Source organism: Paraburkholderia sp. NPDC080076 (genome assembly GCF_050281145.1).
In the GTDB taxonomy this organism is placed as follows: domain Bacteria; phylum Pseudomonadota; class Gammaproteobacteria; order Burkholderiales; family Burkholderiaceae; genus Paraburkholderia.
In genome coordinates, this window is record NZ_JBNNWQ010000001.1 from 283,653 (window position 1) to 310,170 (window position 26,518).

At 60.1% G+C, this 26,518-nt stretch carries 21 protein-coding genes; 14 read left to right on the forward strand and 7 right to left on the reverse strand.

Annotated elements, in window-relative coordinates; all coding sequences use genetic code 11:
• Positions 1 to 69: 69 nt before the first annotated feature.
• The gene (locus tag ACQKRQ_RS01290) at positions 70 to 972 is read right to left on the reverse strand and encodes a LysR substrate-binding domain-containing protein (protein ID WP_427474747.1); all 903 of its coding nucleotides are present in this window, start codon (positions 970 to 972) and stop codon (positions 70 to 72) included.
• Between the two features lie 198 nt (positions 973 to 1,170).
• On the opposite strand from ACQKRQ_RS01290, the gene ACQKRQ_RS01295 reads away from it, so the two are divergent.
• Together ACQKRQ_RS01295 and ACQKRQ_RS01300 are read left to right on the forward strand one after the other, a co-directional pair.
• Positions 1,171 to 2,250: a Rieske 2Fe-2S domain-containing protein gene (locus ACQKRQ_RS01295; RefSeq protein WP_427474748.1), complete on the forward strand. Its 1,080-nt coding sequence runs from the start codon at positions 1,171 to 1,173 to the stop codon at positions 2,248 to 2,250.
• Positions 2,251 to 2,329: 79 nt separating this feature from the next.
• Entirely contained in the window at positions 2,330 to 3,706 is a 1,377-nt protein-coding gene (locus tag ACQKRQ_RS01300; RefSeq protein ID WP_427474749.1) for an MFS transporter, read from the forward strand.
• Positions 3,707 to 4,060: 354 nt separating this feature from the next.
• Here the strand turns inward: ACQKRQ_RS01300 and ACQKRQ_RS01305 are convergent, their stop codons facing one another.
• From ACQKRQ_RS01305 to ACQKRQ_RS01320, 4 genes are all read right to left on the reverse strand, one after another.
• The gene (locus ACQKRQ_RS01305; RefSeq protein ID WP_427474750.1) at positions 4,061 to 4,906 is read right to left on the reverse strand and encodes a DUF3667 domain-containing protein; all 846 of its coding nucleotides are present in this window, start codon (positions 4,904 to 4,906) and stop codon (positions 4,061 to 4,063) included.
• 277 nt (positions 4,907 to 5,183) lie between these two features.
• Positions 5,184 to 5,810, reverse strand: a complete 627-nt coding sequence (locus ACQKRQ_RS01310; RefSeq protein ID WP_427474751.1) for a dihydrofolate reductase family protein — start codon at positions 5,808 to 5,810, stop codon at positions 5,184 to 5,186.
• A gap of 1,133 nt (positions 5,811 to 6,943) precedes the next feature.
• Positions 6,944 to 8,611 carry an alkaline phosphatase family protein gene (locus ACQKRQ_RS01315; RefSeq protein ID WP_427474752.1) on the reverse strand — a complete coding sequence of 556 codons (1,668 nt, stop codon included), beginning with the start codon at positions 8,609 to 8,611 and terminating at the stop codon, positions 6,944 to 6,946.
• A gap of 349 nt (positions 8,612 to 8,960) precedes the next feature.
• Positions 8,961 to 10,082: a hypothetical protein gene (locus ACQKRQ_RS01320; protein WP_427474753.1), complete on the reverse strand. Its 1,122-nt coding sequence runs from the start codon at positions 10,080 to 10,082 to the stop codon at positions 8,961 to 8,963.
• Positions 10,083 to 10,541: 459 nt separating this feature from the next.
• On the opposite strand from ACQKRQ_RS01320, the gene ACQKRQ_RS01325 reads away from it, so the two are divergent.
• Positions 10,542 to 11,087, forward strand: coding sequence for an SRPBCC family protein (locus tag ACQKRQ_RS01325; protein ID WP_427474754.1), 546 nt, complete (start codon positions 10,542 to 10,544; stop codon positions 11,085 to 11,087).
• A gap of 38 nt (positions 11,088 to 11,125) precedes the next feature.
• Here the strand turns inward: ACQKRQ_RS01325 and ACQKRQ_RS01330 are convergent, their stop codons facing one another.
• Positions 11,126 to 12,082, reverse strand: coding sequence for a LysR family transcriptional regulator (locus ACQKRQ_RS01330; protein WP_427474755.1), 957 nt, complete (start codon positions 12,080 to 12,082; stop codon positions 11,126 to 11,128).
• A gap of 87 nt (positions 12,083 to 12,169) precedes the next feature.
• Here ACQKRQ_RS01330 and ACQKRQ_RS01335 point away from each other — a divergent pair, with 87 nt between their 5' ends.
• From ACQKRQ_RS01335 to ACQKRQ_RS01375, 9 genes are all read left to right on the forward strand, one after another.
• Positions 12,170 to 13,792, forward strand: coding sequence for an ATP-dependent acyl-CoA ligase (locus ACQKRQ_RS01335; protein ID WP_427474756.1), 1,623 nt, complete (start codon positions 12,170 to 12,172; stop codon positions 13,790 to 13,792).
• A 113-nt stretch (positions 13,793 to 13,905) separates the two neighbouring features.
• Positions 13,906 to 15,249, forward strand: a complete 1,344-nt coding sequence (locus ACQKRQ_RS01340; protein ID WP_427474757.1) for an MFS transporter — start codon at positions 13,906 to 13,908, stop codon at positions 15,247 to 15,249.
• 23 nt (positions 15,250 to 15,272) lie between these two features.
• The gene (locus tag ACQKRQ_RS01345; protein WP_427474758.1) at positions 15,273 to 16,439 is read left to right on the forward strand and encodes a thiolase family protein; all 1,167 of its coding nucleotides are present in this window, start codon (positions 15,273 to 15,275) and stop codon (positions 16,437 to 16,439) included.
• A complete protein-coding gene (locus tag ACQKRQ_RS01350) occupies positions 16,436 to 16,738 on the forward strand; it encodes a zinc ribbon domain-containing protein (protein ID WP_427474759.1) in 303 nt (100 codons plus the stop codon). Before ACQKRQ_RS01345 ends, ACQKRQ_RS01350 begins: the two co-directional genes overlap by 4 nt.
• Before the next feature lie 28 nt (positions 16,739 to 16,766).
• Positions 16,767 to 17,516, forward strand: a complete 750-nt coding sequence (locus ACQKRQ_RS01355) for an SDR family oxidoreductase (protein WP_427474760.1) — start codon at positions 16,767 to 16,769, stop codon at positions 17,514 to 17,516.
• A 50-nt stretch (positions 17,517 to 17,566) separates the two neighbouring features.
• The gene (locus tag ACQKRQ_RS01360; RefSeq protein WP_427474761.1) at positions 17,567 to 18,805 is read left to right on the forward strand and encodes a dienelactone hydrolase family protein; all 1,239 of its coding nucleotides are present in this window, start codon (positions 17,567 to 17,569) and stop codon (positions 18,803 to 18,805) included.
• A 137-nt stretch (positions 18,806 to 18,942) separates the two neighbouring features.
• Complete coding sequence (locus tag ACQKRQ_RS01365) at positions 18,943 to 20,064, forward strand: porin (protein ID WP_427474762.1); 1,122 nt, start codon at positions 18,943 to 18,945, stop codon at positions 20,062 to 20,064.
• A 120-nt stretch (positions 20,065 to 20,184) separates the two neighbouring features.
• Positions 20,185 to 20,625, forward strand: coding sequence for an SET domain-containing protein (locus ACQKRQ_RS01370; protein ID WP_132378496.1), 441 nt, complete (start codon positions 20,185 to 20,187; stop codon positions 20,623 to 20,625).
• Between the two features lie 162 nt (positions 20,626 to 20,787).
• Positions 20,788 to 22,608 carry an ABC transporter transmembrane domain-containing protein gene (locus tag ACQKRQ_RS01375; RefSeq protein WP_427474763.1) on the forward strand — a complete coding sequence of 607 codons (1,821 nt, stop codon included), beginning with the start codon at positions 20,788 to 20,790 and terminating at the stop codon, positions 22,606 to 22,608.
• 122 nt (positions 22,609 to 22,730) lie between these two features.
• Here ACQKRQ_RS01375 and ACQKRQ_RS01380 read toward each other — a convergent pair whose 3' ends face one another.
• Positions 22,731 to 23,690 carry a LysR family transcriptional regulator gene (locus ACQKRQ_RS01380; protein WP_132378492.1) on the reverse strand — a complete coding sequence of 320 codons (960 nt, stop codon included), beginning with the start codon at positions 23,688 to 23,690 and terminating at the stop codon, positions 22,731 to 22,733.
• Positions 23,691 to 23,820: 130 nt separating this feature from the next.
• Between ACQKRQ_RS01380 and ACQKRQ_RS01385 the strand changes: the two genes are divergently transcribed.
• Positions 23,821 to 24,987, forward strand: coding sequence for a mandelate racemase/muconate lactonizing enzyme family protein (locus tag ACQKRQ_RS01385; RefSeq protein ID WP_427474764.1), 1,167 nt, complete (start codon positions 23,821 to 23,823; stop codon positions 24,985 to 24,987).
• 165 nt (positions 24,988 to 25,152) lie between these two features.
• Positions 25,153 to 26,511 carry a C4-dicarboxylate transporter DctA gene (gene dctA, locus ACQKRQ_RS01390; RefSeq protein WP_427474765.1) on the forward strand — a complete coding sequence of 453 codons (1,359 nt, stop codon included), beginning with the start codon at positions 25,153 to 25,155 and terminating at the stop codon, positions 26,509 to 26,511.
• Positions 26,512 to 26,518: the final 7 nt, after the last annotated feature.

Sequence of the window (26,518 nt, forward strand, 5' to 3'; positions counted from 1 at the left end):
GACGGGCGCCTTGTTTGCGCGATGGAGGAACTCAGGTTTAAAGGCATGCGTTACCGCAGCCTGTGCTCTTTATTCTTTGAGACCGGAAGCTTCTTTTTCCATTTCAGATATCAGCCACTGATACGCGAGTTCGATGCGACTCGGTATGGGATCGCGATGAGGATAGGCAAAGTAGTACGCACCGCGACCTTGTATGGTTTTTGGCAGGATTTTTACCAGACTGCCACATCGCAGTTCCCGCTGGACCATCACGGGATCCACGAGTGCCACACCCAATCCATTCAGAGCGGCCTCGATGACGAGATTCCTGGATTCAAGGACGAGATGCCCCGCTTTTGCAAAAGCGTGCGCATCATCTTCTTCGCCGACCCAGCATTCCCAGTCGTGCGGCCATCTCCGCGCAGACAGAAGCGTGTGATGACGAAGGTCGGCGGTTTGTTTCAGGGGGCGCGCATCCGATACGACGCCAGGCGCGCAAACAAGTGCCAGACATTCACTGCGCAGGAATTTCACGCTCAAATTGGGCCAGTTGCCGTCGCCGTACAGAATCGCACAATCTACGTGATCCCTCGTGAAGTTGACATCTACCGTGGAGATGCGGAGTTCGACGTTCTTTACCAGTTTCTGCAAAGTTGCAAATCGCGGCAAAAGCCACCTGCTCGCGAATGTCGGAAGAGACGTGACGACGAGCGGTGCGTCCTCGTCTATCGCCGTTAGCCTTGTAAGGCTTTCGGTCAGTCTGCAGAGATTTTCGTCGACCTCCCTGTACACCTCTTCTCCGCGCGGGGTGAACACGAGCCCACGACTCGTTCGCACAAAGAGCTTCACACCGAGCTGCTCTTCGAGAATGTGCAACTGGTAACTCAGCGTCGACGATGAAAGGTGAAGCTCCTCCGCAGCCCTAACCATATTCAAGTGTCGCCCAATGACCTGGAGGCTTCGAAGGTGGTTGATGGAAGGCAGTTTTCTCATGCATTTAACCTACCATCCCACCCTCCCTGCGGTGACTAGGGACATCCCTTAGAACATGCTTGCCTTTCAATTTTTCGAAACGTGCTCCAAAAAATTTCCCGTGGTTGAATTCAAACATGCTCGCTAGACTCGGTAACGAGAACCCCTCCTGGACAGTGTCGATATCTTCCGGTCTTTCTTATATAAACGGAGTTTTCTGTGACGTTTCTCCATAATGCCTGGTACGCCTTCGCTTGGGCTGACGACCTGACTGACACCATGTTCCCCCGCACGGTGTTAGGACTGCCTCTCGTTGCCTATAGGAAAAAGAATGGATTGCCCGCAATTCTGCACGACCGCTGCCCGCACAGATTTGCCCCCCTATCCATGGGCAAGCTCATCGACGACACCATCGAATGCGGGTATCACGGGCTTCGATTCGATTGCTCGGGTGCCTGCTCATTCAATCCTCATAACGAAGGGCAAATTCCACCCAAGGCGGTGGTCCGCAACTTCCCGGCAGCTGAGCGCCACAGGATGATCTGGGTCTGGATGGGCCAGGCGGGTCTCGCCGACCCAGCGAACATTCCGGATTTCAGTTGCCATACACAGCCGGATCTGAAGATGATCCATGGCGAGATGACTCAGGAAGCCCACTATCAACTCATCATCGATAATCTTCTTGATCTGTCGCACATCAATTACCTGCATGCACCTTATCAGGAGGTCCATGGCCTTCTATCGGTAAAGCACGAAGTCGTTTTCGAACAGGGCGTGCTCGAAAGCCGGCGAACGGTTCCTTCAACGAACGCGCAGAAGTCATTTGCGAGTTTTCTCGCAAATCCGGACCAGCCGGTCGAATTCTGGCTCAACATCAAGTGGTTCCCACCGGGCGCCTGTCAGCTTGAAGTAGGCGTTACGCCTGCCGGTCGACCGCGGTCGGAAGGCTTGTCGAGAATCGGCACACATATCGTGACTCCGGAATCCGAGGGTACGACACGATACTTCTACGCGAGCTGTCGCAACTACGCACTCGATGACCCAAAGGCCGACGACAAAATCCGTTGGTGGCAACAGGTCGGTTTTCATGAACAGGACAAACCCATGATCGAAGCTGTGCAGAAAAACATGCAGTCGTCCGATCTGCTCAGCCTGAAACCCATCCTGCTTTCTCCAGACGTAGCCGCGGTTCGCGCGCGCCGCATCCTGTCGCAACTCATCGCGGAAGAGATGCATGCACCAAAGACCGTGCATTTGCACGACATGACAAGAGACGATAAAGCGACGAGTGAGATTTAGCAAAGTAGCCCGCCATGCTTGGCGCGTGCTGGACCGATATGACCGGCCAGGAGTTCGGCACATCAATCAGGAGGAGACAATGGCTACGGGTGAATCAAGTTTCGTCAGCGTAGGAGACTACATCGAGGCGCAAGAAACAAGCGCTCGTCAGGTGCTGCTTCTGGTGCTGGCCGGATCAGTCATCTTTCTCGATGGACTGAACACACAATCGATAAGCGTTGTAACCAAGAGCATGTCCATCGGGCTGGGCATCGGGTTATCGAAGTTTGGACTCGTCTATGCGGCTCTTCAGGGCGGGGGCATCATCGGCACGTTCATGGTCGGCTATTTTGGTGATCGCTATGGGCGCAAAATGATGGTTGCCGGATCCGCCTTCGCGATAGCAATCATCTCGCTCATGACCGCTTACGCAACGACGATCTGGGAACTGACCGTACTTCGCTTTCTTATCGGCATCGCTTTAGGGGGCGCGTTCCCCAGTGTCATGGCGCTTGGAAGCGAGTATGTGCGCGCGAGCCGCAGAGCGACGATCGTTTCGGTTCTTCTCGCGAACTATTCGCTTGGCGCGGCAACGGGCGCAATCGTCAACGGCTATGTCCTGCGCCACTACCACTGGCAGGCCGTATTCCTCGCTGACGGATGCGCGTCCTTGACCATCGCTGTCATCACGCTCATCTTCCTGCGAGAATCTCCCCACTACCTGTACGTTAAGGGGGAGGCAGCGGCGGCCGGCCGAGCGCTGAGATATCTGTTTCCTTCCGGCGATCGATTTTCCCTACGCCCACCGGCTCCTTTTGTACCGGCTTGTGCAACGTCCGCCCCAAGGGCGCCGCTCAACGCCATCTTCAGCGAGAACCGGGCGGGCGCCACGATCGCGTTGCTGGCGGTGCTGGCGACGAGCCAGGCAACGATCAAGGTGATGACTGTGTGGCTAACCCCGCTGCAGCAGGCCGCGGGAGTCAGTATCCGTGAAACCTCGTACATCCTCGCCAGTCTGGATGTGGGATCCATGCTTGGCCTCGGTTTCGCGGGCTATATTGTGACCCTCCTCGGTCCCAGAAAATTGCTTGGGCCGTCGTTGATATTGCTGTCGCTGGCTACTGCTGCGATCGCATTCTTCATGCATTCCTTTGCGGCCGTTATCCCGGCGGGATTTGTGATCGGGTTTGCTGGCGGACTAGGGCAATCGGCCCCACTTGCGCTCATTGCCGCAACGTACGCGACCGAAATCCGGTCGACCGCGCTCGGGGTTGGCAATATGTCGAAGCAGGTTGGCAGCATGCTGTCGCCGCTGCTGGTGGGTTTCCTTGTCGCACTCGGCTGGAAATCCGATTCCATCCTGTATGTTGTTGCCGCCATTCCATTAATCGGCATACTGTTCTTCGTGTCTTACGTCAGACGCTCAGCGATGCGGCAATCTGGCGTACCCGCCGCTCAGGCTCGCGACGCCACGTAGGGCTGAAATTTTTCAGCAGGCCTGGGCTCATCGGCGAGCTTGTGCGGCTGGTTTTCGGTCATCCAGAATCGCTGGCTAGCTGCAAAGCTCGGAGTCTTGACTTGACGACCGCCGTACGTCCGTAATTTGCCGAAGCGGCGTCAGGTCGAACCCCCGGGGGGCTGAGATAGCGGTCATCGGGTTAGGTGCGTTCAATTTCGGTCGTTCGAACATTGCCTTCAGCCAGGCACTGGCCGCTAGTTTTGCAGATGCTGTTCGTTGATAGTCTTCCGCTCCATCGCGTGGGCGCAATGCCATGAAAACACGTCATGCGCGGAGTCGCGCTCCGGTGCAGCGTGCAAAAATGTTCAACCGTCATGCCGTATATAACGTGATCAGAAAGATCGCGAATCGATAGCCAAGAACGATCAGGCCAGCCGCCAGCGTCATCGTCACCGCCTTGACGAGGCGGGTTATACCGTGAGAACCGAAGACGGGTTTCAACGCAAAAAACAAATAGCCGCCGCAGAGTCCAAGATTGATGATCGAAAGAATGTTGTCGACATTGGGTGAATCGAGCCCGAGACCACCCAGACGAACCTCAATGGCCGCGATGGCTAGCGCGAGCGAGAACAGCAACAACAAGAACGTATAGAGATGGAGTGAGAAATAGACGAAGGCAACAAACGGCTTGCGTGCCCGCAGAGAGGTCATCCACAACAACAAAGTGAACGGAACGACCATGAGAATGATCAGTGACTTGGCATTGAGCACTGCCGCACGGTCGAAAGTGGTCGTGTACTGGCGCAGGCTCGTTCCCAGTTTTGCGACGCGTTCCGCCACCAACGACTGCGCGAGCGAACTCCAGTCCTGGTGATGGAGGTGCGACTCCAGAGTCGAGCCGAAGATCTGGGTATCGGTAAGCGACTGCATCGCAAAGAAGAAGGCGTTCGCGACGAGAAACAGCTGGAACGGGGGTACATAAGGCATCCGCTTTCCATTCAGATGCGCGACGGTCAACTCGCCTGGGTGGCGTAGCAGGACCCACATCGTGCTAATCAGGCGCCCATCGATGCTTGTTGCCGCGTGCAGGACCTTTGCGCCGATCGCGCGCAGCGTGAGGTCGGGCGGCCGAAGTGGGCTCTCGCCGCACTGCGGACAGAAAGGCGTGGTGACGTGATTGGCACACGTCGGACATGTCCAGGGTTCGATCGAAGACATGACTTTCTCCGTTGGACCGCTCGCACATACTGATACAGCCGGTTGCGAGCGCGGCGGCCTATCATCTGCGCAAAGCTGCGCACCTCACCAGAGTTTGCGCCTTTCGAGACCCGGATCACACTCATGCTCCTCAGTGCCCGGCCCAGAAGCGGGCATCAAGGCGCTAACGCCCGAATAAAGCCGACCCGTGAAACCGGTTCGGCTTGAATGATTTGTCAGGCTGCAATTCGTGCCGCGGGAGAGTGTGCAAGATTGCATGTTCTTACTGCAGTGAGTGTCAATTGACTTCTTCGAACGTTCCTGTGCGCACCTCGCCGTCGCGCACGTAGCGGGTAATCAGCACGCCGCCAGGCGTGCTGGCCGAGTGCGCCAGAGTGAAGGCAGACGCTAGTGCGTCGTCGCCGAACAAGCGCTTGCCGTGCCCAAGTATGATGGGGTAAATCACAAGCCAAAGCTCGTCCACCAAGCCGGCTACGAGGAGTTGGCGCACCATGTCGCCGCTGCCAAACGTCAATAGATTGGCGCCGTCCTGAAGTTTAAGCGCGCGTATCGCGTCGGCAAGGTCGCCCTCCAGCGCATGACTGTTCTGCCAGTCAAGGGTGCCGGATCGATGTGTGGCTACGTGCTTAGGTACGCGGTTGAACGGATCAGCGATGGTGCGGCTGCTTGAATCGGCCGGCACGCGCGGCCAGTACGCCGCGAATATGTCGTAGGTGCAACGCCCCAACAGCAACTCGAACGGCTGCGAGAGCAGGTCTTGCAAGTTTTGGCCGATGGCTTCGTCAGCATAAGGAACGATCCAGCCACCAAGGCGGAAATCGCCGCTGGGGTCTTCTCCAGGCCCGCCAGGGGCTTGAATTACACCATCCAGACTGATGAAGGCGGAAACAGTGAGCTTGCGCATAATGTCCTCCAAGTCGACGGACCCGGTCGGTCCGTAGATACGACGAACGAATCGCATGTGGATCGACAACCCGCCCAGCGGTCAACACGCGCTGACCGCGCCAAGCCGAACGCTGAATTGAGCAGTGCCGCGAAGCGGCGTCGGCTTGAATCAATGTTAACCCTCACCTGAGCGGACCTCCTACGCGATCTCCGCTTGGTTCGTCCAGAGTCACTCGTCACTTGAGTGCACGGACTTTGTGTTGGGTGAGCGCACACAGACGCTCGAAAAACGTTGTCTATAGCCAGACGTCGTCGCCGCTCGATTCAGCTGCAAACGCCCGAGTGGTCGAGGTCAACATTGTTTGTTTTCAGGCAGTTAGGGACGCTCGGAAGATGAGCGAATCAGGCTTGGCACAACCCATGCATTTATAGCGGTGGGCACAACGACGGACAGTTTGGTGCTACCGCCACGGCATCAGCATGGATGGCGCAGATTCCGAGAACCTGTTGTTCGTTTGAGCCACTTTGTTAGCGCGCGGCAAAGTCCCACACGTCGACCCATCCGTGTTGACCATAGCGCGCCGCTATGGACCTGATCCGGGTGCGTTCGACGGTTCAACAAGCTCATTGGAGTCGTCATGAAAGCGAGACCTATCGCCGCTCTGTTAGTCGCAAGCTCCGCATTGCTGGTTGCACCCGCCTTCGCGGTCGGCGACGATCAGACTTCCTCCTATCGAAGCGATGTCGGCGCGTCAGTATCGCACCGCAGTCAAACCGCTCACACGAAGGCGACGGCAGAAGGCCACGGCAGCGTGGTTGACGGGAGCCACGGTGGCGTCGGCGGTAGCGAATCGGGCAAGTCGCAATCCGGTCGGCGTGCCCCGGGTGATAGCATCAACCCGATGTATCACGGTGGTTGATCAGCTTGTTCGCGGAGCGCCAGTTCACTGGTACTCCGCGACTGAACCGTTGCTTCTACGCCGATCGGCGCTTCGTCCTGACCATTGTTGCCCGCCCAATTGAATGGCCGGCCAGGGAGGTCTCCAGGCCGGCCACAATCTAGCGACGACACGATACAGGACCGCTGTACGTTCCAAAGAATCGCATCGCCCAAGTGCCGCGATCCACTAGCGGCACAGCACAGCCGTTCGCCTAAAAGCGCTCGCGATCGAACTCCGGCAGCGCACGCGTTCCTTCAATAGCGACCGAGTGCAGCAGGTCAGGCTCCAGATCGAGCAAACGCAGGATCGTCGGCGCAACCTGCGTGGTCAGCACACGCTCGTCGTTCGTCCGTCCAGCGTGATGGCCGTGAGGCACGTAGATCACGAGACCGAGATGGCTGTCGTTGGGAGCGTTGCCGCCGTGCTCTTCGTCCTTGGCCGTACTCGATGTATAGATGACCCCCGGGTTCGGCTGGACGATGATGTCAGGTGTGCGTCCGCGTGCCGGATCGCCGAACCGGCCCGCCAGTTGCGGGCCATACAAAACGTACGCCTGCGGGCCGTCCGCACAAATGCCGGGTGCGTTGCAGCTCAGGTTGTCTTTCAAGGTCTTCACGACAACAGGCAGTTGGCTTTGATCGCGCAACCAGATCAGACCGACGTCATCGGTCTGCACGAAACCCGTACCCACGAGCCCCGTTCCGTCATTGAGGTTGCCGCTCTTCGTACTGTTCTGCCCGAAGTTGCCGTTCGGGTCCAGATAGTTGTTTGCTTCAAGCAGTTTCGAGAGCGTATCGCCGTTCTTCACGAGCTTCGAATGGTCGGTCGGGGACTGCCCGTGCTTCGCCGTGACGATGATTGCCGTCGACGAATAGAGGTTGCGCTGCTTCAGTTCGGATACGATGCGTCCCAAGGCGTTGTCCAGATAAGCAATTGCGTTGGTGACCTGCGGACCCGGCGTGAAACTCGCATCCAGATAGCCGCCGCCAGTCGCGACCGTTGCCTTCTGGGCGACGCTCAAAGTCTGGAAGTTGGTCCCAAACACCGTGGGTACGTCGGCGCTGGATTGGCCTGTCGAATCCTTGCCGTCAATTTCATTGATCAGCGACTGCACGTGGAAATTGTCGAACTGTTCCGTGTGCGTGTAGACGTCGGTGTAGTTCGTGTTGGTGGCCGGATCAATCGAATTGATCTCGGTGCGCGAAAGATCGTCGACGCCTTTGCCAGACGGGCCATTGAGCCAGTCGTAGCCCCATGCATGTTTGTCTGCCCAGGCAGTGCGAGCGCCCTTCACGTTGTGTTTGACCACTTCGAAGATCGTATTGGTCTTCACATAATTGTGCGGATAGACGGGCGTACAGACACCATTGAGCAAAGCACGCGGGATGGCCTGCGGATTGAACGCGCCACCGCCGTCGAGGTGCGTCAGTGCGCCGCCGTTCTCGCCGTCGATGCCAGTAGTCTCGTCGAATACGACATTCCAGCCTTGCTTGCCTGTACAACTGGTATCGGACGGCGCATAGAGCGTGCGGTCATAGGATACGTCGTAGAACAGGCCCGCGGATTTGGGCGAGCCACCGGTGACGAGCGCCGCGAGGCCCGGGAACGAATCCGAAAGGCCAGGCGTGTGCGCGTTGGTGTAGGTCGTCCCCGACTTGGCCAGCAACGCAAGGTTCGGGCACGCATTCGATCCGACGCAGCGTGCGACGTCCTGCTCATGCAACCCATCGAAGCTGATCAGCAGCACATGCTTCACCGACTCATGCCCACGATCGTGTTCATCTCCCGCCGTCGCGCCTGCGGAATACAGTCCGGCAAGCAAGACAACTCCCACGCCAACGGCGATTTGCGTACGCTTCCCAATCCTGATCGTCTTCATTTCCCGTCCTTTTAGGTTGCCACGAAATATTTGGTAATGCGGGAAAGAATGTGCAGTGGAATTGAGTCGTCCGGATGAATCGACGCTTTCGGTTTCATAACTCATGAGCGACTTGTGCGATGGGCAAAACAAACTGCGGCATAAGCGTCTTCCTTAAGGTTTCCTTAAGGAATAGATGATCTAGTGAAATGTTGAGCTACGATGAAAGACGGCCACCACCGGCGCACCAGACCCGTAACCCACCGGATCGTGGAGCGTTGGTGGGAGCGCCTATTCACTCGTGTTGGGACCGTGTCTGCGGTAATCGTCATCCAATCCGGCCCGCTAGACAATGACCCACATCGGAGAACTAGCGGGTCGAGAACACCGAGATACCGCCGTTAGGAAATCCTGCCGCGCCGGGCTGGAATGGCACATACACTTGCCCGCGCATGCTGTCGATGGCGACAGAATGCGCCCCCGCGCCCACTGGAATCTTGAAGAGCAACTGCCGTGATGCGCCATCGATCACGCCCATCTGCGGGCTAAAACCTGACGCTGCAGCGGTACCGTTCGTAACGTAGTGCCGGGCCGGCAGGAAATAGCGGTTGGAAGCCGGATCGTAATTGACCTGGTCCACCCCGCCAAATGGCAAGCTGGCTTGAATTGCGCCACTCGCACGATCGAGGATCAGCGTGATGAGCGGGTCGCCAGCCGGCGGATCGCAGCCAATGAGCACGTCGTTATTCGGGCCAAGCACGATTCCCGCCGGTGCGCATTTCCCTAGTGGGAACGACTTGCTGACAGAGGGGCTGCCCGTCACTGCGGAACTGGCGGTGATGACATCGAGCTCGCCGTCGGGATTGGCAGAAGTCCCGTCATTGTTGATCAAGAAGCTCTTCGAGACAGGATCATAGGTGCATGCTTCGAGCCCCGACGAGCCGTTGAAAGGAAGCTTTACCACCGCCTTTTGTGTCAGCGTGGAAATGAATGTCACGAACGGCGGCGAGTCTCCGGGGCTCGCGTACATCACGAGATGATCGTCAGGATCGTAGCAACCCTCATCGACGCGCGATCCGGAATTGCTGATGGCTATTGTGTTGACGGTCTTTTGCGCAGCCGTATCGATCACCTTGACTGAGTCGACGTCGCCGACATAGATCGTGTTCGTACCGGTGATCCCGACAATTCCGTCGGGACCGGACTCATTGGTTGTGGCGCCGGCACCGATGAATGGTCCAGGGATCTGTGCGATCAACGTGTTCGATTGGGTGTCCACGACATCGACTGCTTTGTTGTTGCGGTCGGTAAGAAAGTACTTGCCGGCCTCGACGTAGCCGATATCGAAACTGAATGGTGGGCTCGAAGCATTGGGCACGGCGATGTTCGTCAGTAGCTTTGGCGGTGTCGGTGCGCTGACATTGTCTCCACCTCCGCAGCCGGCCACTGCAGCCGCAGCGAGCAACATCAAGGCTATCAGGCGATTCTCCATCAATTCGTCTCCTTTCCGTTTATTGGTTTGACCGTCAGTCCAGGGATCGGCCCGAGTACTAAAATTTCTCCCGCTCCCGAGTGACGACGAGCAACGAACCATTTCTTAAGGAATCTTAAGAAATGGCTATCTGAAGAAATAGGCAGGACTGGCTGTCCGGCTCACACAATGGCGGCGCGACGGAAAATCGGAAAGTAAAACTTATTTATGGTCTACATTACGTGGACGCTATACCTGTAATGAATCTGAAGCTTCCATGGAGGTGGTGGTGACATGCCGGCCGCCGACTTGTGCCGAATGCACGAGACGGTGAGCGGCCAGTTCCTGCCGTTCGATCGCCGCATGGCCGGACCGCACGTCACTTATTGACGCAAGACGACAGCGCTCGCATCCGATCCGCTTGACCCACGACTCCGCAGTAAAATAACTTCGTCTGGAGCGCGTGGAGTACAAAGCGTTATGAAAAACCGTACACGGTTCGTCACCGCAGTATTGGCCGTGCTCGTCACCATCGCGTTGCTCTTTATCCCATTGCCGCAGCGGATCGGGCTCGACACGCACATCGTGACGGTTGCGTCGATTCAACGCCCTCCCACAGTCGTATTCGACTATGTCACGACCCCGGCTCACTGGCCCGCCTGGCATCCGTCATCGCTCGCAGTCAGCGGCTCGGTGGATCATCCACTCGATCTGGGCGAGCAGGTGACAGAGGAATTCCGTGTAGCCGGCAGGCGCGGCCGCGTTGTGTGGACAGTCGCTGCACGGCAGCCTCCGGGCAGGTGGACGATAGAAGGAACGATTGATGGCAGACCGGCTGGTACTGTCACTTACTCGCTGACGTCGACTACGAGCGGAACGCGCTTCGAACGTGAATTCACTTATCGCGCGCCGTCGATATGGTTCGCGATATTCAACTGGTCTGTGCTGCGCGCGCGGATTCAATCGGAATCCGATACGGCGGTTTCGCGACTGAAGAGTCTTCTGGAAGCAGCACCGCAGCAATAGCCACTTCGTTCATTCCAGCGCAATCGGCCGAGTAATCCTCAAGTTCCGCTTCCGCCATCGCCGGCTTGCTCGGCCCTAGTCGCAGCACTTGATCTGCGCAGCGTCTCCACGACCAGTTCGCGAAGCCAGCGGTTGCCCTCGTCGTTGTCGAAAGTGGCATGCCAATGCACGGAGGACTCGATGGCTGGAAATTCCACCGGCAGCGGATAAATCGAGAACTGACCCGTTTCATTGAAAACGCGTGCGACGCCGCGCGGCAACGTAACCATCCAGTCAGTGCGCTGAAGGATCTGTGGAATGACTGTGAAATGCGGCACGCGCAGCGCAATGTGCCGATGCAGGCCACGCGCCCGCAACGCGTCGTCGATCTCCAGGTGGCTACTGTCACTCGACGCGACGGCCACGTGCGCCAACTCCAGAAACTTCTGCCGCGACAATTGACGCGCAGGCAACCCGGGCCGCTTGCGAGTCATGCACGCATACTGCTCGTGAAACAGAAGGGCCGACTTCGTCACCGGTTTGAGCGCCGATAGATTGCCAATCGCAAAGTCCAGCTGCCCCAGGCGCAGCTTCTCTTCGATATCCGCAAACGACACCTGCTCAGCCGCTATCCGCACCAGCGGCGCCACGCGTTGCAACTTCTCGCAGATGGGCGGCAGAAATACCTGTTCCCCGATATCGGACATCGACAGACGAAATTCCCGCGTGCTGGTGGCGGGATCGAAACGTTCACCGTGACGCAACGTCTCGCGTATCGATGCAATCGCGCGGCTGAGCGGTGCGGCCAATTGTTCGGCCCTCGGCGTCGGCAGCATGCCCTCCGGTGTTCGTGCGAACAGGGGATCGTCGAACAATGCACGCAAGCGCCCAAGGGCATAACTGACCGCCGGCTGGGACAGCCCGAGCTGTTGCCCGGCACGCGTGAGGCTGCGTTCCTCGAGGATCACCTGGAACACGCGCAGCAGATTCAGGTCGACCTTATTGAAATCAGTCATATTTATGGACTACCCATAATTGATTAATTTGACGGATATACTACCCGAACCTAGACTCGGCCTCATACATAGGAGAGGCACGAGCACATGGGACTTATCGAAACCCTCGTCGAACCGCGTATCAGTCCGGACCAGGGGCGTGCTGCACATCGCACATTGCCGGCGCTGCTGGCGGCTCGCGCTGCTCGCAACGGCACTGCGCCGCTGTTCTCGGACCGTGCGACCACGTGGACGGCTTCCGACGCTCTTGCAATCGCGGCACGCCGCGCAGGCGCACTCGCCGCGCAAGGAGTCGGACGCGGCGACCGCGTCGCGCTGCTGTGCGGGAACCGCGTCGAATTCATGGAGATCGTGCTCGGCTGTGGCTGGCTCGGCGCGGTGGTCGTGCCGATCAATACCGCATCGCGCGGGCTGCAACTGGAACATATTCTGCGCAACTGCGGCGCGCGGCTGCTCGTGGCGGAAGCGCATCTCGTCGATGTCGTTCACGCACTCGACGCCCAGGATCTGCCGCTGGAAACGATCTGGCTCATTGGTGAACCCGCAGCGGATGCGCTGAAGCCTACGTACATTACGACTGCGATGCCGCCGGCAGACGAGCCGGTCACACCCGCCGCACTCACCGATGGCGATCCGTTCGCGGTGCTTTACACATCCGGGACTTCGGGCTTGTCGAAAGGAGTGATCTGCCCGCACGCGCAGTTCTATTGGTGGGGTCACTACACCGCGCGTGACCTCGGCGTCGCGGCGGGCGACGTGCTCTACACATGCCTGCCGCTGTTTCATACCAATGCGCTCAACAGCTTTTTTCAGGCGTTGATTCACGATGCCGAACTCGTCGCCGACCGGCGTTTTTCGGCGAGCGGTTTTTTTGACGCGTTGGTCGAAACGCGCGCCACCGTGACCTACGTGCTCGGCGCGATGGTGCCGATCCTGCTCGGCCGACCGGTCACGGCGAGCGAGCGCGAGCATCGGGTGCGCGTGGCGCTGGCGCCGGGCGTACCGGGCCATTTCCAGCAGGAATTCACGGCGCGCTGCAGCATTGCGCTGGTCGACGGCTACGGCTCGACGGAGACCAACTGTGTGATCAGCGGCGCGATCGACGCGCAACGTCCCGGCCACATGGGCAAGCTCGTGGCAGGTTTCGATGCCCGTGTCGTCGACGAACACGACCAGCCGGTTCCGGATGGCGAAGCGGGCGAACTGATCCTGCGTGCTGACACGCCGTTCGCATTCGCGAGCGGCTATCTGGGGATGCCGGAGAAGACGGTAGAGGCCTGGCGCAACCTCTGGTTTCATACGGGCGATCGCGTGGTGCGCGACGCCGATGGTTATTACCGTTTTGTCGACCGCCTGAAGGACACGATCCGCCGTCGCGGCGAGAACGTTTCCTCTTTTGAAGTCGAACAAGTGCTGCTGAGTCACCGGTCAGTCGAGACGGCGGCCGTCTTCGCGGTGAAGTCCGCACTCGCTGAAGATGAAGTGATGGCCACCCTCGTGCTGCGCGACGGCGAGACGCTCGAACCGCTCGACCTGATTCGCTACTGCGAACCGCGCCTGCCGTATTTCGCCGTGCCACGTTATCTCGACTTCGCGCGAGACCTGCCGAAGACGGAGAACGGCAAGATCCAGAAGTTCAAGTTGCGCGAGACCGGTGTCACCGCGACGACCTGGGATCTCGACGCCTCGGGATACCGGCTCAAGCGCTGACGATATCAAATCACCCCGTCGGTCTATGGACGCGCGCGGCGCGAGCATGGCACGGCACGGCAGAAACATCCGCAACATTGAGTGCGTCGACAGATGCACAGCTGGAGGCACAGATGGCAAGCACGCGAACGTTTTCTGCCGCAAGCACCCACGACGATGACGCGGCCGCCGCGCCAGCCGGTTCAGTCGACAAAAAGTCGCTGCGGCGCATTGTCTTCGCGTCGGTCGTGGGCAATGCGCTGGAGTGGTATGACTTTTTTCTCTACAGCACGGCGGCGGCACTCGTCTTCGGCGCACTGTTTTTCCCGAAGGGCACGGATCCGCTCGTCGGCACTCTTGCCGCGTTCGCGGGCTTCGCCGTCGGCTTCGCGGCGCGGCCGTTCGGCGGCGTGCTGTTCGGCCATATCGGCGATCGCTACGGCCGCAAGGGCGCACTGGTGTGGACGCTGTCGATCATGGGTGCGGCGACTTTCCTGATCGGCTTCCTGCCGACCTACGCGCAAGTCGGCCTGTGGGCGCCGGCGTTGCTGCTGGTACTACGCCTGCTGCAAGGCATCGCCGCCGGCGGCGAATGGGGCGGAGGCGTGCTGATGATCAGCGAGTCGGCGCCGCCCGAAAAGCGTGGCTATTACGCGGCATGGAGCCAGATCGGCGTGGGCGGCGGCTTCGTGTTGTCGGCGGCGGTGTTCTTTCTCGTGCAGATGCTGCCAAAGGACGCTTTCATGATCTGGGGATGGCGCATCCCGTTCCTGTTGTCGATCGTCATTTTCGGTGTCGGCGTCTACGTCCGCTCGAAGCTGCCGGAGAGCGCCGAGTTTGCGAAGGCCGAAGCGGCCGGCAAGAAAGCGCGCATACCGGTGCTCGAAGTGATCCGCAAACACCCGAAGGAGATCTTGATGGCGATGGGCCTGCGCGTCGCGGAGAACGGCGGCTCGTACATCGTGCTCGCCTTTTCGCTGGTGTACGGCAAGTTCATCGGTGTGCCGAATCAGATCATGCTGGCCGGTGTGATCGTGTCGATGACCCTGGAACTCGGCACGATGCTGCTGTGGGGGCGCTTGTCCGATCGCATCGGCCGCAAGCCCGTGTACATGATCGGCGCGGCGGGTTTCGTCTTGATCGCTTTTCCGTTCTTCTGGCTGATCGGCACCAAGGTGCCGGCGCTGATCTGGCTCGCGTTTCTGCTGGGTAACGCGGTTTGCCACGGCGCGATGATCGGCACGCAGCCGAGCCTGATGGGCGAACTGTTCAGTACCGAAGTGCGTTATTCGGGCATGGCCTTGGGGCACGAAATCGCGTCGGTGTTCGCGGGCGGTCTGTCGCCGCTGATTGCGACCGCGCTGCTCGCGCATTATCACGCAGTCTGGCCGGTGGCGTTGTTGCTGATCGCAATGGGCATGATCACGGTGATCTCGCTGCTGTTCACGCACGAGACGGTGGCCCGGCGTGTGCGTTGACGCCCGGCATGAGGACTTCTGCTATGCAACCCCACTCATTCGATAACGTCGTGCTGACGGCCGGCGTGGAAGTGCCGTACCAGCGCCAGGCGAGCGCTGCGTCAACGGGAGATCTGCTCGCGCAGGCATTCGGCGCGGCTCTCGTTCAGTCGGGTTTCTCGGCGAAGGACATAGACGGGCTCGGTGTGGCGTCGTTCACGCTCGCACCCGATCACGCGATCGACCTTGCGTGGCGACTCGGCCTGAGCCCGCGCTGGTGCATGGACGATTGTCACGGCGGCGCGAGCGCCATCAACCTGCTGCAGCATGCAATACGCGCGATTCAGCACGGCGACGCGAATGTCATTGCCCTCCTATCCGGAGACCGCTTCGAGCCGGCTGACTTCAAACAACTGGTCGAGCATTACAACCTGACGACACGCACGTGGTTGCGTCCGCTGGAGAACGGTGGCCCGAACAGCCTGTTCGCCATGCTCACGCAGCGTCACGCGAAGCGATACGGTCTGACGCGCCGCGATTATGGCGCGCTCTGTGTCGCGCAACGCGCATGGGCCGCGTTGAACCCGCATGCCGTCTACCGCACGCCGTTGACGATCGACGACTATCTCGAAGCGCCGATCGTCGCCGAACCGCTGGGACGCTTCGACTGCGTGCCGGTAGTGTGCGGCGCGAACGCGGTGATCGTCGCTCGCGCCGATCTCGTGCGCAACGCGATGAACGTGCGCGTGCGCGCGCTGCAATGCCGCTACAACCTGGACCACCAGGCGGGCGATGGTTTGCAGACTTCGTTGGCGGCGATCGCCAGTGATTTGTGGCGGCAGGCCGGCGCGACGCCGGAGGACATGGACATGGTGTCCGTCTACGACGACTACCCCGTTATGACGCTGGTGCAGCTCGCGGATCTCGGCTTCGCCCGTGACGGTGACCTGCGCGAGTTGATCTCTCGGATCGGCTCGCGCGCGCTCGCCGTCAACACATCGGGTGGGCAACTATCCGCGGGACAGGCCGGCGCCGCCGGCGGCATGCATGGCCTCGTCGAGGCGATCACGCAATTGCGTGGCGCGGCGGGCGAGCGGCAGGTGGCCGACGCGCACCTGGCGGTCGTGAGCGGGTACGGCATGGTCGAGTATCGCTACGGGATGTGCGCGAATGCTGTCGTACTCGAAAGCGACCGGCGAGGTGCGCAATGACACTCAAGGTATTTCAATGCACCCAGTGCGGGATGACGCTATTCCCGGCTCGGTATTTTTGCCCCGCATGCGGCGGCGGCCAGTGGCGTGAATGTGCGGTGGAACACGGCAGCGTTGCCGAATCGACGGTCGTGCGGCATCGCGTCGGCGCGCAGGGCGGCGGCGATGTGCATCTCGCAAGCGTGACAACGAGCGCCGGGCCCGTTGTCATCGCGCGGCTCGCGGCTAGCATGCAGCCCGGCGATTCGGTGAGCCTCGACGTGGACGATACCGGTCGTATCGTCGGCCGCGCGGTTTGAGGCCGCGCGGCGTCGAGTGCGGATGCAGGTGAAAAGCAAAGTAAAACGTTCGGAGGTCGTGATGCAGGTCGAAGGCTGTGTAGCGTTTGTGAGCGGAGCCAATCGCGGGGTCGGTGCGTGTTTCGTGAAGATGCTGTTGGAGCAGGGCGCGCGAAAGGTGTACGCGGGCGCACGCGACATCAGCGTGCTGGACGACCGTGACCCGCGTGTCGTGCCGGTCGCACTCGACATTACGAATGCGGATCAGGTGACGCGCGCGGCCGCCCTGGCGAGCGATGTCAACCTCCTCGTGAACAATGCCGGCATCAACCGTCTCGAGCCTGCGCTTGCCGCAACCGATCTGAACGCGGCGCGGGCCGAGATGGAGGTCAACTACTTTGGCACGCTGAACATGACTCGGGCGTTCGCGCCGTCGCTGCGACTGAGTGGCGGAGCGATCGTCAATATGTCGTCGATTCTCGCGCGTGTCGCGTTGCCGGCCATGGCGTCGCTCTGCGCGTCGAAGGCGGCTGCGCTTCGGATGACCGAAGCCGTGCGCGCCGAGCTTGCACCGCATGGGGTGCGCGTGCTGTCGATTCTCCCGGGCGCGGTCGACACCGACATGAGCCGCGATTTTCCCCCGCCGAAGATTCCAGTTGCCGAGGTCGTCGATGCGGCTTTTGCGGCGCTGAGGGACGGCAACGACGAGGTCTATGTCGGCGCCATGGCCCAACAGATCGCCGCCGGCCTGACGACGGACCGGCAGGCGGTGCAGGTGAGTCTCGCGCGCGGCGCATGAAAGAACGGTAGGTGATGCACCAACACTTTCAGAAGGAAAAGGAACGGATCATGAGCGGTGAGTTCATCCAGATCGAAGCAGGCAATGGACAGGCGTTTTCTGCATACATGGCAAAACCCAGGCAAGGCTCGGGGCCCGGCCTGATTCTGTTGCAGGAGATTTTCGGCATCAACGGATACATGAAGGCGATGGCCGATCGCTTCGCGGAGGAAGGCTACGTGGTGCTGGTGCCGGATCTGTTCTGGCGTATGCAACCGCGCGTCGAGCTTGGGTACGGCGAAGCGGACTTTGCCGCCGCGCTCGACTACAACGCGCGACTCGACCTTGGACTCGCGGTCGAAGACATCGCCTCGACCCTGACGGCGCTGCGCGCGTTGCCGCAACAGGCAGGCAAGGTTGGTGCGCTTGGATACTGCCTCGGCGGGAAGTTGGCGATGCTTGCCGCTGCGCGGACGGAGATCGATTGCGCGGTGAGTTATTACGGTGTGGGCCTCGACGCGTTTCTGGATGAGGTGCCCTCGATCCGATGCCCGATGGTGTTCCATTTTGCCGGCCGGGATGCGCTGTGCCCGCCCGCGATGCGCGAGAAGATCCAGACGGCATTCAGCGAGAATCCGCGGATTGAGCAGTACGTGTACCAGGATTGCGATCACGCATTCGCGACCCCGGAGCGCGAGCACTTCGACAAACCGGCCGCCATGATGGCGTATTCGCGCTCGCTTGCGATGCTGCGCAAAGTGTTGGGGCCGATCTACGACCTGAATGCGCTGTGGGATTTGCACTGCCACTATGAATTCGCCACACGCGACGTCAACGCGATCATGCCGACCATGGTCGCCGAGCCGTACGTCAACCACGTGCCGACCATGACGGGTGGAGTCGGCCATGATGAGCTCAAGCGTTTTTATAAATACCACTTTGTTGACGCGAATCCCGACGACACGCGGCTCATTCCGCTGTCCCGCACCATCGGGTCGGACCGGATCGTCGACGAGTTCGTGTTCTGCGCAACCCACGATCGTGAGATCGACTGGCTGCTGCCGGGGCTGGCGCCTACCGGAAGGTACATCGAGATTCCGATGCTGGCTGTCGTGTGCTTTCGGGGCGACAAGCTGTACAACGAGCATATCTATTGGGATCAGGCCTCGGTGCTCGTGCAGATCGGTGTGCTTGATCCGACGGGGTTGCCCATTGCCGGGATTGAAACCGCCAGGAAGATGGTTGATGAAAACTTGCCAGGCAACACGCTGATGCGCAATTGGGCGTCCAGCGAGGGCAAGCCGATTTGACTCACGATCATGTGCTGCCTGCTCCGGGTGAAAGCAGGCAGCAATAGTTGGAAGGCTGGGCAATTCATCTTTCTACGCGCTTTCTATTTACTTCGTTATGCAAACAAAAACGCAAGATAACTAACCAAGGAAAAATCGTGAAGAAGCTGCTCGTTGCTTTTCCCGCAATGCTATTCATCAGTCTCGGGGCATATGCCCAGAGCAGCGTGACGATCTACGGCATCATAGACGACGGGCTGACCTGGTCGAGCAATCAGGGCGGCAAGAGCGCCTGGCAGATGCAGGGCAGCATCTCGCAAGGCAATCGGTGGGGGCTCAGAGGCGTGGAAGACCTGGGAGGCGGCACGACGGCAATCTTCAGGCTCGAGAGCGGCTTTAACGTCAACACCGGCGCGTTGAGTCAAGGCGGCCGGCTGTTCGGCCGGCTGGCCTATGTGGGTCTGTCCGACAACCGCTACGGCACGCTGACGCTCGGGCGGCAGGGCGAAGAAGTGGGCGACTATATCGGCCCGCTGTCCGCCAACGGCACCTTGCCAGGCGGCATCCTGTTTCCGCATCCTGGCGATCTGGATAACAACGGCGTCGATTTTCACCTGCAAAACGCCGTCAAGTACGTGTCGCCGACCATTGCCGGCTTCACGGGCGTGGCCACCTATAGCTTCGGCGGTGTCGCGGGCGATTTTGCACGTTTCGGCGCAAAATCTTTCGCGCTTCAGTACGCAAATGGAAATCTGCAGTTGGTGGGCGCCTACACATCGATCGACCATCCGGCCACCGCCGTATCGGAAGGGGTGTGGACGGCCACCAACACGGTCGACGGCAACTATGGTCTTGCTGCCGGCAGCTACAAAGTGTTTGGCCTCGGCGCCGCCTACGCGTTCGGTGCGGCAAAGATCAGCGCCGACTGGACTCACACACAGTTCGGCGACCTCGACCCGAGCCTGGGCGCGAAAATCAACGGACATGTGACCTTCAATATCGGCGAGGTCGTGGCCAGTTATATGGTGACGCCGGCGCTGCAGCTTGGCGTGGCGTACAGCTACGCCGAAGGCAACGTCTCCGCAACCGGGCAGGAACCGCACTATCACGAGGTGGATGCGAGTGCGGACTATTTCCTGTCGAAGAGCACCGACGTGTACGGATCGGCAACGTATATGCGCGCCGGAGGCGGCGCGGTCGCCGATCTTGCGCCCGTTTTGCAAGCGTCGAGTTCGGCGAATCAGATTGCGCTGCGGGTGGGGATTCGCAAGAAGTTCTAGTTATCGCGGGGGCTTTGGATCATTTTCCACGGACCGCGCGAGCGCGAATAACCACTACAAAATGATGCAACGGTAAATTTGCACTCGTATACTGGCGCCTATATCAGTCAAGGAAACAGTATGCGGCGAGTGATCGTACGGCGGTCGTCGGTCCACGGGAAGGGTGTGTTCGCGATGCGGCCGCTCGCGGCGGGTGAGTGCGTGCTTGAATACCGGGGCGAATTGACGAGCTGGCGGGAAGCCGTGCGCCGGCATCGGCGCGAAGGTGTCGCCGGGCACACGTTTCTGTTTGGCCTGTCGGACGGGCGCGTGATCGACGGAAGCCGTGGTGGCAATAGTGCGCGATGGCTGAACCATGCATGTGCGCCGAACTGCGAGACCATCGAAGATGCTGGCCGCATCTTCATTCACACGATCCGGCCGATTGAAGCGGGTGAAGAACTGTTTATCGAGTACCTGCTGACGACCGACGATCCCTCGGACGAAGACGTTCGAGCCCAATACACTTGCCGGTGTGCCGCAGTGGGGTGTCGTCAGTCGATGCTGGCGGCTGTCGCGTGATTCAGCCGGTCCGCCTCGACTCATAACCCGAGAGCGTCGTCGAATTCGGCAACGCGCACATCGTCCATACTGCGACGCCCGATTGAAGGACCTAAACGGGCCGCCTTCCAATCCGCAAGACTGGCACAATCGGGAGGATATTCGATCCGCTTGGGAATCCTCATGCCAGACGCTATGACGTCGTCGCCGCCTTCACCCCGCATCGGCCCCCTCTTTGCCTTATTTCCCTTCCTGCGCCCCTATGCCGGCCGCTGGGCGCTCGCCTTCCTCGCGCTGGTGACCTCGGCAGGCGCCACACTGGTGTTGCCGGTGGCGTTCAAATACCTGATCGATCGTGGCTTCGCCGCCGGCGACCGGGGGCACATCGATCGCTATTTCCTCGCGCTATTGGTCGTTTCGCTGGTACTGGCCGGCGCCACGGCGCTGCGCTTCTACCTCGTGTCATGGCTGGGCGAGCGGGTCACGGCCGACTTGCGGCGTGCGGTCTACGATCACGTGCTGCAGATGAGCCCGCAGTTCTTCGAGACCACGCAAACCGGCGAGGTGCTGTCACGGCTCACCGCCGACACCACCTTGATCCAGACGGTGGTGGGCACCAGCCTGTCGCTGGGACTGCGCAACTTCTTCCTGTTGACCGGCGGCGTGGCCATGCTCGCGGTGACGAGCCCGGTGCTGTCCGGCTACATCATCGCGACGCTGGTCGTGGTGGTCGCGCCTATCGTGATCTTCGGCCGGCGCGTGCGGCGGCTCTCGCGCGCGAGCCAGGACAAGATCGCGAACACTAGCGCGCTGGCGGGCGAGGTGCTCAATGCCATGCCGACCGTGCAGTCGTACACGCAGGAACCCTTTGAAACACGCCGGTTTGCCGGCGCGGTGGAGGCGGCCTTCGAGACCGCGCTCACGCGCATTCGCGCGCGCGCCTGGTTGACCGCCGTGGTGATCGTGCTGGTGTTCACCGCCATCGTATTCGTGCTGTGGCTCGGAGCGCAGGCGGTGCTGGCCGGGCGGATGACAGCGGGCCAATTGTCCCAGTTCATCCTCTACGCGGTGTTCACGGCGGGCGCCGTGGGCGCGGTCGCCGAGGTGTGGGGCGATCTGCAGCGTGCTGCCGGCGCCACCGAACGTTTGCTGCAATTGCTGGCGGCGCGCTCGCCGGTGGTGGAGGCCGAGACGACGGTCACGCTGCCCGCGCGAGGCGAGGGCATCCGCTTCGACGAGGTCAGCTTCTCGTATCCGTCGCGCCCGGGCATCGCGGCGCTTTCCGCGGTCTCGCTCGATGTCCGTCCGGGCGAACATGTCGCACTGGTCGGCCCGTCCGGCGCGGGCAAGACCACGTTGTTCCAGTTGCTGCTGCGCTTTTACGATCCACAAGCCGGCCGCATTCTGATCAACGGCGTCCCGAACCGTGACGTGCCGCTCGCTGAATTGCGCAAGGAAATCGGCGTGGTGCTGCAGGAATCGGTGATCTTTTCCGGGAGCGTACTCGACAATATCCGCTATGGCGCGCCGGAAGCCACGCTCGCGCAGGTCCAGCGGGCTGCCGATATGGCCGCTGCGGCCGGCTTTATCGAAGAACTACCGCAGGGCTACGACACCTTTCTCGGCGAGCGCGGCGTGCGCCTGTCCGGCGGACAGCGCCAGCGCATTGCGATTGCTCGCGCGATCCTGAAGAATCCGCCCATCCTGCTGCTGGACGAAGCGACCAGTGCACTCGATGCCGCCAGCGAACGGCTGGTGCAAAAGGCGCTGGACAATGCCGCGCAGAATCGCACCACGCTCGTCATTGCACACCGCCTCGCGACCGTCCAACAGGCCGATCGCATTGTCGTGCTTGAACAGGGGCGTATCGTCGCGCAGGGTCGTCATGTGGAGCTCCTGGTGAGCTCGCCGCTCTATGCTCAGCTCGCTGCGTTGCAGTTCGGCGAGCAGTTGGGGCAAACGGCGCAGCGCGGCGCCGTGAGCGATCCTATTGGTTCGACGTAAGGTCGACGCAAGCTCGGCAAAGGGCACAAAACCGGCCGCACGGGCGGCCAGGATCAACGACTACGGCTAATGATCGAATGCGCCCCGTCCGTGACAGCGTCCGTGCAATGACAGCACGCGACTCACAGCTTGCGGCCCGCTTTCTTTTTCTGGTCGTACAGCAAAGCGCCGGTTTCAACCGGAATGAACGGGGCCTGAAAATGATCAATCAGAAAATCGATGAATGCCCGGGCGCGCGCTGTCTGGTTTCGCTGGCTGGGATAGTAGACAAACAGATCGGCCGACGGCAGTACCGTATTGGGTAAAACCAGTTTTAGCCGGCCGCTTTGAACGTACTTCGCCAGATCCCATTCGGAACGAATCAATATCCCGTGTCCGTCGAGCGCCCACCGCAGCACGATATCGCCATCGTTGCTCGAAAGCGCGCCTTTGACCTTCAACGCTTCGGTGTGGTCCCCCTGCATATACCGCCACACGCCATAAGCATCGTCGTTCTGGCGATGAATGATGCAACGGTGCCGAACCAGATCCTCTATGCGCTCCGGCGTCCCAAATCGTTCGAGGTATTTCGGGGAGGCGCAAAGAAAGCGGCGATTGCTCATGATGCGCCGGGCGCTAAGCCGGCTGTCAGGAAGCGTTCCAAAACGGATTGCCATGTCGAACGCTTCCTCGACCAGATCGATGGGCCGGTCCGTCACTTCAAACTGGATCTCCACGTTGGGAAAGCGCTTCGCGAATTCGGACACGAGTGGCGCGATGGCCGTGCGCCCGAAACCGAGCGTCGCATTGACGCGTAACAGTCCATGGGGATCGGATCGCGCCCCCGATATCTCGTCCTCCATCTGCCGGACTTGCCCGACGATCTGTGTTGCGTAGCGCAGGTAGGTCTCGCCCTCCGGCGTCAGGCTGACACTGCGCGTTGTCCTGTTGACCAACCGCGCCCCCAGTTTCTGTTCCATCAGCCCAAGGCGTTTGGTCGCGGCCGGCGGCGTCAGATCGAGCGCGCGCGCCGCCCCCGACAAGCTTTTGAGTTTGGCGAGGAGGATGAAAAACTCGAAGTCGGATGCCGAGTCAGTTGTCACTTTGGCTGTTCACCTAAAGTAAAAAATGAAATGAATCTAAGCGAATTCTAACGCCTCATTTCGCGGATAACCTAGTTTCCATTGCAGCCAGACGCATGCGATACGTGCCCAAAACTCAGGAGACACCGTCATGAGAATCGTTGAAATCCGCGAAAAGACCGTTCCGATCAGTTCCCCGATCCGCAATGCCTACATTGACTTCAGCAAGATGACGCTGAGTCTCGTCGCCGTGGTGACGGACGTCATCCGCGACGGCAAGCCGGTGGTGGGTTACGGCTTCAATTCGAACGGCCGCTACGGCCAGGGCAAGCTGATGCGCGAGCGCTTCATTCCGCGCGTTCTCGAAGCCGACCCCGCCACGCTCGTCAACGACACCGGCGACAACCTCGATCCGCACAAGATCTGGGCGACCATGTTCATGAACGAAAAGCCGGGCGGCCACGGCGAGCGGTCGGTCGCGATCGGCACCATCGACATGGCGATCTGGGATGCGGTGGCGAAGATCGAAGGCAAGCCGCTGTTCCAGTTGCTGGCCGACCGCTACGGTAATGGTCAGCCCGATCGCAAGATTTTCGTGTACGCGGCCGGTGGCTACTACTACCCAGGCCAGGACCACGGGAAGCTGAAAGACGAAATGCGCAGCTATATCGACCGCGGCTATACGGTCGTCAAGAAGAAGATCGGCGGCGCTTCGCTCGACGAAGATCTGCGCCGCATCGACTCGATTCTGAGCGTACTGGGCGACGGACAAAAACTCGCTGTCGACGCCAACGGCCGTTTCGACCTCGACACGGCGATCCAGTACGCGAAGGCGCTCTCGCAATACGACCTGTTCTGGTACGAAGAGCCGGGCGACCCGCTCGATTACGAATTGCAGGCCACGCTGCGCAACTACTACGACAAGCCGATGGCGACCGGCGAAGACCTGTTCTCGATGCAGGATGCCCGCAACCTGATCCGTTACGGCGGCATGCGCCCGGATCGCGACTGGTTGCAATTCGACTGCGCGCTGAGCTACGGCCTCGTCGAGTATCTGCGCACGCTGGACATGCTGCGCCAGCACGGCTGGTCACCGAGCCGCTGCATTCCGCACGGCGGCCATCAGATGTCGTTGAACATCGCGGCCGGACTTGGCCTCGGCGGCAACGAATCCTATCCGGACCTGTTCCAGCCTTACGGCGGCTTCCCCGACGGCGTGAAGGTGGAAAACGGCTTCATCACGATGCCTGATCTGCCGGGCATCGGCTTCGAAGGAAAAGCCGATCTCTTCGTCGAGATGCAAAAGCTGTCCGCATAAGCCGTAGTCCGACAAAACGCGCCGACAACAAGCGTCGGCGTAGCGTTGATAAAAATAGACAAAGAACGCTGGCGAAATCGGTTCGTACTTTCCCCAACGGTGAATCCCGCTGCCGGGAGTACGAATCTGACTTTCATTAGAAGATGCCACGCATAGGAGACAGTCATGCGGGTTTCAAAGATCGGAAAATCTCTTTCCAAGCTCTACGTACAGGTTCTGATCGGCATTATTGCCGGTGTCCTCGTCGGGCATTTCTACCCTGACTTCGGTTCTCAACTCAAACCACTCGGAGACCTGTTCATCAAACTGATCCGGATGCTGCTCGCTCCGATCATTTTTGCATCCGTTGTGGTCGGCATTGCCCGCATGACAGACCTTCATGAGGCCGGCCGCGTCGGCGTCAAGGCGGTCGTCTACTTCGAAATTGCATCGACGATCGCGCTCGCTGTCGGGCTTGTCATCGTGAACGTCATCAAGCCGGGCAGCGGTATGAACATCGACCCCGCGCATATCGACAGTTCAGCGATCTCCACCTATACGCACGCAGCGCAACAGCACGGGATGCTCGACTTCTTCATGAGCATCGTTCCGAACAGCATTGTCGGTGCGTTCGCGAATGGGGATATCCTGCCGATCATCTTCTTCTCGCTTCTGTTTGCCATCGCGCTCGCCAGGCTGGGGCCTCGCACCGCGCCGTTCGTCGATATGCTCGACATGTTCCTCCAGGGCATGTTCGGCGTCGTGCGAATCGTCATGTATGTCGCGCCCATCGGTGCCTTTGGCGGCATGGCATTCACCATCGCGAAGTACGGAATCGGCACGCTGGCATCGTTCGGCCAACTGATGCTGTGCCTCTACCTGACCTCGATTTTCTTCGTCGTCGTGGTGCTGGGTCTGGTGATGCGGATGAGCGGGCTGTCGCTGTGGAAGTATCTCCGCTACATCAAAGACGAAATCTTCATTACCCTCGGCACCGCTTCGACTGAAGCAGTACTCCCGCAGATGCTCATCAAGATGGAGAAGCTGGGGTGCTCACGGCCCGTGGTCGGGATGGTGTTGCCCACAGGCTATACCTTCAATGCCGACGGTACGGCGATTTACCTGACCATGGCCTCGATGTTCGTCGCGCAAGCGATGAATATCCACCTGACGATCTGGGACCAGTTGCTGCTGCTCGGCGTGCTGTTGCTGACATCCAAGGGGTCCGCGGGTGTGGCCGGAGCCGGATTCGTCGCGCTGGCTGCCACGCTGGCCTCGATGCACAAAATCCCCGTGTCTGGACTGGTGCTGCTGCTAGGTGTCGATCGCTTTCTCAACGAGGCTCGTGCGGTCACGAATCTGATCGGCAACGGGGTGGCGACCATTGTGGTAGCGCGATGGGAAGGGGCGCTGGATATGAACAAGGCCCGCGCGATGCTCGACCGTACCGACACGAGCATCGATGTATTGGAGTCCGCCGACAGCGTGGCGCCGCCAGATCGGACGCCTTCGAAAGACGCCATGGTCCGGTCTCACATCCACTGAGCCATTC

Coding starts and splice junctions, on each gene's coding strand:
- ACQKRQ_RS01340 (WP_427474757.1), top strand. CDS start 13,906: ATGGCAAGCACGCGAACGTTTTCTGCCGCAAGCACCCACGACGATGAC.
- ACQKRQ_RS01310 (WP_427474751.1), bottom strand. CDS start 5,810: ATGCGCAAGCTCACTGTTTCCGCCTTCATCAGTCTGGATGGTGTAATT.
- ACQKRQ_RS01385 (WP_427474764.1), top strand. CDS start 23,821: ATGAGAATCGTTGAAATCCGCGAAAAGACCGTTCCGATCAGTTCCCCG.
- ACQKRQ_RS01345 (WP_427474758.1), top strand. CDS start 15,273: ATGCAACCCCACTCATTCGATAACGTCGTGCTGACGGCCGGCGTGGAA.
- ACQKRQ_RS01300 (WP_427474749.1), top strand. CDS start 2,330: ATGGCTACGGGTGAATCAAGTTTCGTCAGCGTAGGAGACTACATCGAG.
- ACQKRQ_RS01335 (WP_427474756.1), top strand. CDS start 12,170: ATGGGACTTATCGAAACCCTCGTCGAACCGCGTATCAGTCCGGACCAG.
- ACQKRQ_RS01330 (WP_427474755.1), bottom strand. CDS start 12,082: ATGACTGATTTCAATAAGGTCGACCTGAATCTGCTGCGCGTGTTCCAG.
- ACQKRQ_RS01305 (WP_427474750.1), bottom strand. CDS start 4,906: ATGTCTTCGATCGAACCCTGGACATGTCCGACGTGTGCCAATCACGTC.
- ACQKRQ_RS01350 (WP_427474759.1), top strand. CDS start 16,436: ATGACACTCAAGGTATTTCAATGCACCCAGTGCGGGATGACGCTATTC.
- ACQKRQ_RS01320 (WP_427474753.1), bottom strand. CDS start 10,082: ATGGAGAATCGCCTGATAGCCTTGATGTTGCTCGCTGCGGCTGCAGTG.
- ACQKRQ_RS01360 (WP_427474761.1), top strand. CDS start 17,567: ATGAGCGGTGAGTTCATCCAGATCGAAGCAGGCAATGGACAGGCGTTT.
- ACQKRQ_RS01325 (WP_427474754.1), top strand. CDS start 10,542: ATGAAAAACCGTACACGGTTCGTCACCGCAGTATTGGCCGTGCTCGTC.
- ACQKRQ_RS01315 (WP_427474752.1), bottom strand. CDS start 8,611: ATGAAGACGATCAGGATTGGGAAGCGTACGCAAATCGCCGTTGGCGTG.
- ACQKRQ_RS01290 (WP_427474747.1), bottom strand. CDS start 972: ATGAGAAAACTGCCTTCCATCAACCACCTTCGAAGCCTCCAGGTCATT.
- ACQKRQ_RS01370 (WP_132378496.1), top strand. CDS start 20,185: ATGCGGCGAGTGATCGTACGGCGGTCGTCGGTCCACGGGAAGGGTGTG.
- dctA (WP_427474765.1), top strand. CDS start 25,153: ATGCGGGTTTCAAAGATCGGAAAATCTCTTTCCAAGCTCTACGTACAG.
- ACQKRQ_RS01375 (WP_427474763.1), top strand. CDS start 20,788: ATGCCAGACGCTATGACGTCGTCGCCGCCTTCACCCCGCATCGGCCCC.